Origin of the sequence: uncultured Ruminococcus sp. (assembly GCF_946415235.1) — a bacterium.
Classification (GTDB): Bacteria; Bacillota; Clostridia; order Oscillospirales; family Ruminococcaceae; genus Ruminococcus.
Map to the genome: position 1 here is coordinate 24,423 of NZ_CAMKRR010000026.1, position 9,050 is coordinate 33,472.

Here is a 9,050-nt window from a genome sequence, read left to right on the forward strand (position 1 = left end):
AATGTCTGTAAAAGCATTATACAAGGCGGTTCTGCCTGTACTGCTTGATGTATTCTCTGTATTTATCGGGCTCAAATGTGCCGAAATTATCAGAAATATATTCTATGAGCGAAAGAGCCTCGGGAAGTCCCTCCTTCTTGCCTGTGAAAACATCGGCATAGCCTATCTCGTAAGCCTGATCCGCAGGTATCATATCACCTGTCATAACGAGCTCATAGGCGTTTTTCATGCCGCATATCTCGATATTCCTTGCAACTCCGCCGAGTGCGGGAAGTATGCCGAATGTGGATTCGGGCTGACCTATTCTGGCACCCTTTTCGATTATCCTGTAATGGCTGTTTACAGCGATCTCGCTGCCCGAACCGATACAGAATCCCGTTACCACACTTACTACGGGGAAAGGCAGGCTGCGGAGGAAAGTGAAATGGCTCTTCTGCAGGACATGACTTGCAGGAAGTTCACCCGAAGAATCATCGTAAGCTTCCTTTTCGGAGCGTTCGGCAAGTGCGCCAACATCTGCGCCTGAGCTGAAATGTCTGCCGCCGCCGTAAATTATCATGCCCCTGATGCCGCCTTTTTCTGCTCTTTCTGCGACCTTTTCCATAATTGCTTCAAATGTGTTCAGAAAAGCAGTCGTCATCATGTTGTTGTTTGGCGCGTCCATAACGAGATGGAGTATGCCGTTTTCTTCGTTTAAAGTTATATTGATGATATCACTCATTGCTGCTGCCTCCGTTCTTTACTGCCATAAGGCGATAGAAGGCTCTTGACTCGCAGTCCAGCACCTCTGCCGCAGTTCCTGTTCTTGCCTTTACGAAGCAGGCAGTTATCTGATCGGCTGCCCATTTGCTCTTATCCTTGAAAAGCCTTGCTGTCCATTCGTCAATACCCTCGGCGGGGATTACCATATCGAAAAGCTCTGCAAGCTCATCTGAAGGCTCATCGTCTGCAAGGGCGGTGAGAAAAGGAGCTTTTGTGAAGAAATCTCTGATATCATTACTGATATCACCTGATATCTTGCTGTTTTTTACGATAAGCAGACACGGAGTGCCAAGCTCGGCATCCAAAAGCTCACTGAGTGAGGTCATGCCGCTTACCTCAGTCGTATATTCTTTTATTTCTGTTTTCATATCATTCATGATAATACCCTCATACTTTTATTTATCATATCTGTAACCGCTCTCATGATATACTTTTATAAAGTATATCCGCCGCCGACTATGTCTTCAAGAGTATATACCCTGCAGCTTCTGCTTACTCTTGAAAACTTATTTATAGCTCCGTTGGCGCTTATATCAAAGAATTCCTTTACTCCGAGCTCCTCCAGCTTTTTCAGAGCAAGATCCCAGCGCATGGGAGTAAAGACATTGAGCAGATTTTCCTTTCGGACCTCATCTGCTGTTTTCATAACTTCGTGATCGAAAACCGAGATGATCGGATACTTCGGTTCTTTGTATTCAAGCTTTTGGCAGAGCGAGATATATTCGGATGAATACTGCTCCATAAGAGGATGATGGAAGGCTGTACCCGTATTCATTGTGAAAGCCTTGATAGCTCCCTCGTTCAGACATAATGCGATAGCCTTTTCAACTGCTTCTGCCCTGCCGCTTATCATAACGTGAAAGCCGGAATTTCCGCTTCCGATGACCAGTTCATCAGAACTGAACTTACCGCTGAAAAGTTCTTTCAGCTCATCATAATGGAAACCGATAATGATGCCCATATCGAGCTTGATGCCTTTTTTCTGAAGTCCGCGGAACATGGAAAGATGAGTCATAACAATATCATAAGCATCATCATGCTTTATGGAACCAAAACAGGCGCTTGCGCTTACTATGCCCGAGCTGTAGCCTGCACCGATATCAGGAACGATCCCTTTACCGATAAGATATTCATACACAACTCTGTCGCAGAGAAAAGGTACCATCCATTCGGCAGCCTTTGCACTGTAGCCTGTGTTCTTATCCATATCGAGGTCAAGTCCAAGTCTAAAAAAAACTTCTTTTCTGTATGCCTCGTACCTGTCCATCATTTCAGGAGTGAGCTGCGCCAGAAGTTTTTCCGGTTTTGAGCCTATGCCGTTAAATAAAAATGCCTTGCTGTACACTATATCTACTGCTCCTTTTTTTAGGGGCACTGATATGTAAATATAATGACAAAATATATGGATATTTCGGATTGTATATTGTGTCGGTTTTCTGAATCAGGATATACACGTTCAATCAGTTTTTCCCCCCGGTTTCTGTTCTGAAGTATCGTGGTCACAAATCCTGCGGGCTTGTCTGCATAACAGCCGAAATATTCAACAAAGGCATCTGCGGATGCGGGGTTCTTATGAACTGCCGCATAGATTTTTCAATGATTTTTTTGATGCAGGGATAGATAAGTGTTTCATGTCATCTTTCAAATAGTCATTCTGCTTTGGAAGAATTTACGCTCCTGACAAAATTTTTTGTCCTGATACGTTTTGTGACCTAAATACTGCACACTCAACGTGCAGCGTGTCCGGAGACACGCCTACATTCTATAATATCAGATATCTGAACTCTTGTCAATAACAAAAGTGCCTCAGATAGGAAGCTACACTCCGAAAATACGATGTTTTCGAGTGATTTCAGCGGTCAACATATCAATTTGGTCAACATTCGGTCAACAATCACGATACTTCAAGATACCACAAGATAGGTTTCACGCAGCTTGTTGTATCCGATCACTCCACATCTTGCTTCGGCATTTTCGGCATAGCTTTCGTCACTGCTTCACAGCATTATCCTTATAATTCCACTTGTTTCTGTACTTCTCAGCCGTCTTGTCATAATACGCCCTATACTCTCTGAGCATATCCATGATACTACTATCCATTGTGAGCCAGCGGTCACCTGCATTGGTCTTGCAGCCGTTCTGAATATGAGACCCTGACTTGTCAATGATGAAGTGCTTGCAGATGTGAATACGGTTATTCTCAAAGGCAATGTTATCCCACGTCAGCGCACAGATCTCACCGATGCGGCAACCCGTTGTAAGCATAACGCTGAACATCACCTGATACATATAGTGCTTGTTGTCGGCATAAAACGCTGTGAAAAATGCGTTGATCTCGTCCTCGCTTAGTGCCTGTACTTCCTTCCGGTCACGCTTGGGCGGTGTTGCTGCACTTGCATAATTGCGCGGAATAAGGTTTTCCTTAAATGCTATAGCGAGCATGGAGTGGATAAACAGATGATACTGATATACTGTTGTCTTGGATACGCCTGCGCTCAACATGTCCGAATACGCCTTGTTGATTGCCGCAGGGGTGAGCTGTTTGAGTTGAATATGCCCGATGTAGGGAGCAACACGCTGACGATAGCTATTGTAGGTGTACACGGTCGAAGGCGAAAGTCCTGCCTGTTCCTTTAGCCTGATTGCATAATCGCAATAGTTATCAAAGGTGATATGGGAGTCGCTTGTGGTCTGCTCCTCGACCTGTTTCTCAAATATGATTCCCTGCTTCTCAGCGTTCTTCCTGTTCCACGCTTCTGTCTTGTCAGGATCATACTTGACTGACAGCGTTCTGAAAACCTGTTTACCTGTCTGTGTGTCACGGTGATCAAACACCCTGATGCGGTAGGAAGTGATCTTCCCGTCTTTGTTTCTTCGTTCCTGAATATTCATTTGACCGCCACCTTTCTTATCGTGACGGTATTCACTGTCTTAAACATAAAATCTCCGTTCCGACAGCGAATATATCGTATACCTATTATACCATGATTCGCTTTATTTGTCACTATTCTTTTTGTTTTTCTACACTTTTATAGGAATGCTTTGGCAATGACTTTCTTTTTCGTGCGCCATTGCCAAAGCATTCCTTTTCTTACTCAGGCTGCCCCGTTCAGATATTCAAGCAGGGACTGCTTGCTGATCAGAATCTTGCCGCACTTGCCCTCGCCTGTGCGGATGTAGTGAATCTTCCTCTGTGTTACCAGTTTACGGACGGTATGCTCAGACAGTCCCCTTACGGCTTCGGTACATTCCTTAACAGTGAGCATTTCCATAGGCTGTTCTTTCTCCTGCTTTTCAGCAGGCTCATCCTCGACAAGTTCAGTCAGCAAGTCAAGGATTTGGTCGATGATTTCCTGTTTGTTTCTTTTCATTTTGGTTTCCTCCATAAAAATAGATCTGTAATAACCAACCTCAATATATCTCTGTGAAAGGTCGGGGGGTGTTTGCTTGTGCTTGATACACATAGCGCACTGCTGTTCGATACAGAGAAACGACACCGGAGGCATTGGCGTTTTACAAAAGGCAGAGGGAGCTTTTGTTCCAATTCAACCATGCACAGCCGGACACCGATGAGTATGAAGCTGCCATGAAGTAGCTCTTTGAAGACCGGATCGGAGAAGGATCTTATGTGGCAGCGCCGATCACGGTAGCAGCATTTGAAGAACTGTACATAGGCAAAGGAGTATTTATCAATATGAATCTTCTGGCCATGGCAAGAGGCGGCATCACCATTGAGGATAATGTGCAGATCGCAGCGAATGTGCAGCTTTTGCGGAGCTTGTAGGTGTGTAAACGCTGAGATAATTTGATATACATGAAAAGCGATGCTTACTGTTTGGTAGGCATCGCTTTTGATTTTTGTTTCGATTGTAGTTAGATTATTATTTCATCGAATTTGGTCTGCTTGTTATGAGGTTACTTAGTGGCTATTTGACATTCTTTAAAAATGGCGAAGAACATTATCTGCTCTAACTCTGTTAAAGGTGTGTTGGATAATGAATATACTGAAAAAATCAATGAATTCTATGGTAAATTTCTGTATGCAATTATCCCTGTTATTACTTTGATTATATATCAACGGAACGGATAATACTCCATCAGAAGATGAAACAGATGAACAGCAGAGCTTTTTTGGAACGATTGTTTCAGAAGAAATAACCCATATACATAAACTTAGTGACAATGATAATCTTTTCTAACAAAACACGCTGACAAAACTCACTATTTGTCAGCGTGTTTTTGTACGATATATTCGTCTGCCTTTTTCTAATTTGGACAACTAATGGTCAACTGGGTTACAATAAATTGCACTGGGATACGCTGGATACGTTTAATTTGCTGTGCCATATTATGCGATTCTGAGTGGTTTTCACTGGGATATGCAGCGTAGTGAAACAACGACTTTTAAATAACATATAAATTTTGAAATAGCAAGGATCGCGGCTAAAAAGCTGCTGCTTTTCATTTTTCTGACGCGAACACGGCGTCCTCGACGTCCCGTGCCTCACGAAACAAATAACCTGAACCCATGTAGAGGCGGCTAAGAGCTAAGAATTGTAGGGGACGGCGTTATCCGCCCCTACAGTGTGCCATTTCATTTGTTATGTAAGCCGTCCATGTAATTACGCATTACGAATTGATACAGTTTAACGGCTCTTTCTGCCGTATTTGCTCCTGAACCTCTCCTTGTCCTCATACATGGACCTGTCCGCACGTTTGAACACAAGCTCTGCGGAAGTATCATATGAAGCGTTTTCAGCCATTCCCACAGCTGCGGAATACCTGAACCACGGTTTCAGCTCCTTCTGATTGTATCTGCTGTCAAAATTATCCCTGAGCTCACTGACAAGAGCCTGCCGCTCCTTGTAATCGTGCCCCTGAAGTACGACGATGAATTCGTCGCCGCCTATCCTGTACACGGGGGAATGCTTGAACACCTCGCATACCATTCGGCAGCAGCCCCTTATGTACTGGTCTCCTGCCCTGTGGCCGAAGCTGTCGTTTATCTCCTTGAGCTTGTTCATATCAACCATTACAAGCGCAAACTCGGTATCTCTCTCCGACATTGCCATGTTAAGCTCGTTCACCTTGCTAATATAGGCTGCCTTGCTTCCTACGCCTGTGAGTATATCCCTCTGCGTCTCCTTGCTCAGACGTCCTATCTGGAGCTCCTTGTCCCTGATATCCTGTTCCGCTCTGAGCTTATCCTGCTGAAGTGCGGACAGGTGGTTGAGATGATCTATGATATTCGTTTGCATCGAGCGTATACCGCGGTAAAGGTCGCCTATCTCGTCACGGTTGTGTATATCAAGGTCCATAACTCCTGCCTCCTTGTAGGTAAGGTTCTCGGAGGGCTTGAACTTCTCCATTTCCGTGGTCATAGCCTTAAGAGGATTTGCAATGAACTTGTTTATCAGCAGGACTGCCGCTGCCTGTATCAGGATCGTGACCAGAGCAGTTCCTATGGCAAGCTTATTTATAAGGCTCTTTCTTTCACTTACTATCTCGTCCATATCGCAGTCACAGCCGACTACGCATACACATTCTCCGTAGGATGAATACACAGGACAGAACGCAGTACACATATTGCCCCATACCCCGTTGTTGATGATCGGCTCCTTCAGGGCAGTAAGGTCCTTGCCGAGAAGCTCCTTTTCACGTTCCTCATAGAAGCCTGTCTGATACAGAGGCTCGTCGGGAGCGTCAATGAGGTACATATCATTTACTGCATCTGTGCCGCCGTGAGCAATAACATAAAGGTACTTTATATCCGTCATATTACTCATATAAAGCGCTATATCGTCCTGAACCTTCTTATAGCCGCCCCACAGCGATCTTTCACCGAGGTAACGCCTGATAAGCTCCTCGTTTCCGTCCTTCTCTGCCTTGTCGCGCAGTGAGAGGTATTCCTCGGATTCAACAGCTTCACGAAGCTTCGCAAGGTAATCCCCGTCCAGCATCGAAGCGAAGTTTCGGGCATTATCATATGCACAGCGTTTATAGTACTCATTTATCCTGTCAACGCTCGAATAAAAGGTCACTGCCGAGGTGCTGACAGCTATGGCAAGAATGATAAGGAAAACGAACATGAATATCTTGACTTTAACAGAAAAAAATCCTTTTTTATTGTCTATTCCTACCACTCCTTTACCGTTTTTTTGTCAATGATGTATACTTTCTCATTCTATCTTAATTCTATTATATATTATAATCTTAGCAATTTCAATAGACAAAATATGAAATCGGGGGCAAATTTATAAAAAAAACCGAGGACATAAAGCCCTCGGTAATAAAATATATCATGTTATTGATCTGTATCTTTTACTGTCCTTCGTGGAAGAAGTAGGGGAGTCCATCATATACATAATGTCTTACGTTGCCCCACCAGTGATCCTTGCCGTTAACTACCATGAAGTAAAGGTTGCCCTTTGAGAAGTCAGAAGTATAAACGAACTGGCTCATCTTCTTCATTTCGTCGATCTGAGGACTTACATTAGGATAAGCTATATCAGTAGAACCTGTAGCGCAGAATATGAAGTACTCGTTCTTCTGGAGACCTGACTTGTCAACTGCGTTTGCAATACCCTTAGCCTTGTCGTAAGCGCTGTTGCCGTTCCAGCTGTCGCCGCTGAGAGGCATGAAGTAACCTACGATGTCGAGGCAGTTCTCGAATACAGCCCATGTTGATACGCCGCCCATTGAGAAGCCGCCGTATGCTCTGTGCATTCTTGAAGCCTTGAGTGAGCTCTCTGATGTATCCTTGTTTGCGTATGTTGAGTACTTGCCCTCAATGAAGGGAACTAAGCTCTGCTTGAACTCGCTGTAGAAGCGGCCTGCTTCTGTCTTGTTGAATGTCGGGAATACAACGATAAGTGGCTCAAGCTCGCCGTTCTTGATCATATTGTCCAGCATATTCTGGATCATTGTATCGTTCTGAGAGATCAGAGTGTTCTCGTTCTCTCCGCCGCCGTGCATGAGGTAGAATATGTTGTACTTCTTGCTTGGGTCATAGTTATAAGGAGTATAAACATTGCAGCTGTTATAGCCGTTTATGCCGTTATAGCTCTCCTTAGTTACCTTACCTGCCTGCTGACAGCCGTTGAAGTAGTAATCAGGAGCTGCCTTGTACTGCAGGTTAGCGTTGTAGTTGAAGTTTGACTTAGCCTGAGTTGTAGTTGTTGTAGTAGTTGTAGTGGTTGTTGTCGTTGTTGTCTTTGAGGTTGTGGTCGTTGTGGTAGCCTCGGGAGTATTCTGCTGCTCAGCAATGTTGCCGTTGTCGCCGCCAGCTGATACTGTGAGTATCTTGTCAGCATAGCTCTCGGGGAATGACTTGAGGAGACCGAGGAGGTACTTCTGGATAGCATAAGCGTCCATTGTTGTGATACCGCCGCCTGCCTCGTATACGTCTGCGTTGAACTTGCCCTGCTCTGTGAGCTGGTACTTGTTCGGGTTAGCGAGTGACTGCATTATCATTACAGCGTCAGCCATATCTATGCCGTTATCGCAGTTAGCGTCTGCCCACTTATCGACCTTCTCATTGAGCACTTCCTTAAGATCCTTTGCAGGAACTGTAGTTGTTGTGGTCGTGGTCGTTGTGGTAGTCGTAGTTGTAGTAGTTGTTGTTGTTGTTGTCTCCGATGGAGCGGGGATCTTATCAGCAAGAGCCAGTATCTCATTGTAGAATGACTTAGGCTGATAGTTGCTGAACGGAAGCGGTGAACCGCCGTTCTCACGATATCTCCAGCTTCTCTCATCTGTTGTACCCCAGAGAGTTACAGTTGAGATGTTAGCTGCGTGCTTCATAGCTACCTCAAAGATCTGAGGATAAAGCTTGTCGTTAGAGCCTGTGCTGTTTGTGATATCGAGCTCTGTAATCTGAACGTCAAGTCCGAGTGACTCGAACTTCTTGATAGCTGTCTCAAACTCGCTTGCTGAAGGATACTTGGAATCAAGGTGAGCCTGCATACCGATACCGTCGATATAGTCGCCCTCCTTCATGACTGTCTTAGCCATGTTAACGAGGTCCTTGGTCTTAGCGCTCATGTACTCATTATAATCGTTAAGATAGAGCTTACAATCCTTAGGAGCATACTGTCTTGCATACTTGAATGCGTTTACAACGAACTCAGAGTTGCCTTCACCGTATACTCTTACCCAGTTGGAGTTGCTGCCGGGTCTCATTCCGCCGCCGTCGTTAACGAAGAGCTCGTTACATACGTCGTAAGAATGGAGGTTAAGGTTCGGGAACTGTGACTTGATAGCGCTGAATGTGTTCTTTATCATGCTCT

Annotated in this window: 8 protein-coding genes; 1 reads left to right on the forward strand and 7 read right to left on the reverse strand. The window is 44.8% G+C overall.

Annotation, left to right across the window (positions count from 1 at the left end):
• Positions 1 to 16: 16 nt before the first annotated feature.
• The 5 genes from Q0R37_RS07235 to Q0R37_RS07255 form a co-directional block, all read right to left on the reverse strand.
• Complete coding sequence (locus Q0R37_RS07235; protein ID WP_294752877.1) at positions 17 to 721, reverse strand: enoyl-CoA hydratase/isomerase family protein; 705 nt, start codon at positions 719 to 721, stop codon at positions 17 to 19.
• Complete coding sequence (locus Q0R37_RS07240; protein WP_294752878.1) at positions 714 to 1,139, reverse strand: hypothetical protein; 426 nt, start codon at positions 1,137 to 1,139, stop codon at positions 714 to 716. The genes Q0R37_RS07235 and Q0R37_RS07240 overlap by 8 nt, the downstream gene beginning before the upstream one ends.
• A gap of 56 nt (positions 1,140 to 1,195) precedes the next feature.
• The gene (locus Q0R37_RS07245; RefSeq protein WP_294752880.1) at positions 1,196 to 2,107 is read right to left on the reverse strand and encodes an ACP S-malonyltransferase; all 912 of its coding nucleotides are present in this window, start codon (positions 2,105 to 2,107) and stop codon (positions 1,196 to 1,198) included.
• Positions 2,108 to 2,751: 644 nt separating this feature from the next.
• Entirely contained in the window at positions 2,752 to 3,654 is a 903-nt protein-coding gene (locus tag Q0R37_RS07250) for a tyrosine-type recombinase/integrase (RefSeq protein ID WP_294752881.1), read from the reverse strand.
• Between the two features lie 203 nt (positions 3,655 to 3,857).
• On the reverse strand, positions 3,858 to 4,133 hold the full coding sequence (locus Q0R37_RS07255) for a helix-turn-helix domain-containing protein (RefSeq protein ID WP_294752883.1): 276 nt from the start codon (positions 4,131 to 4,133) through the stop codon (positions 3,858 to 3,860).
• 257 nt (positions 4,134 to 4,390) lie between these two features.
• Between Q0R37_RS07255 and Q0R37_RS07260 the strand changes: the two genes are divergently transcribed.
• The gene (locus tag Q0R37_RS07260; protein ID WP_294752885.1) at positions 4,391 to 4,546 is read left to right on the forward strand and encodes a hypothetical protein; all 156 of its coding nucleotides are present in this window, start codon (positions 4,391 to 4,393) and stop codon (positions 4,544 to 4,546) included.
• Between the two features lie 862 nt (positions 4,547 to 5,408).
• Here Q0R37_RS07260 and Q0R37_RS07265 read toward each other — a convergent pair.
• Entirely contained in the window at positions 5,409 to 6,905 is a 1,497-nt protein-coding gene (locus tag Q0R37_RS07265; RefSeq protein WP_294752887.1) for a diguanylate cyclase, read from the reverse strand.
• A gap of 178 nt (positions 6,906 to 7,083) precedes the next feature.
• Positions 7,084 to 9,050, reverse strand: a 1,967-nt coding sequence (locus tag Q0R37_RS07270; RefSeq protein WP_294752889.1) for an endo-1,4-beta-xylanase, incomplete at its 5' end; no start/stop codon positions are given.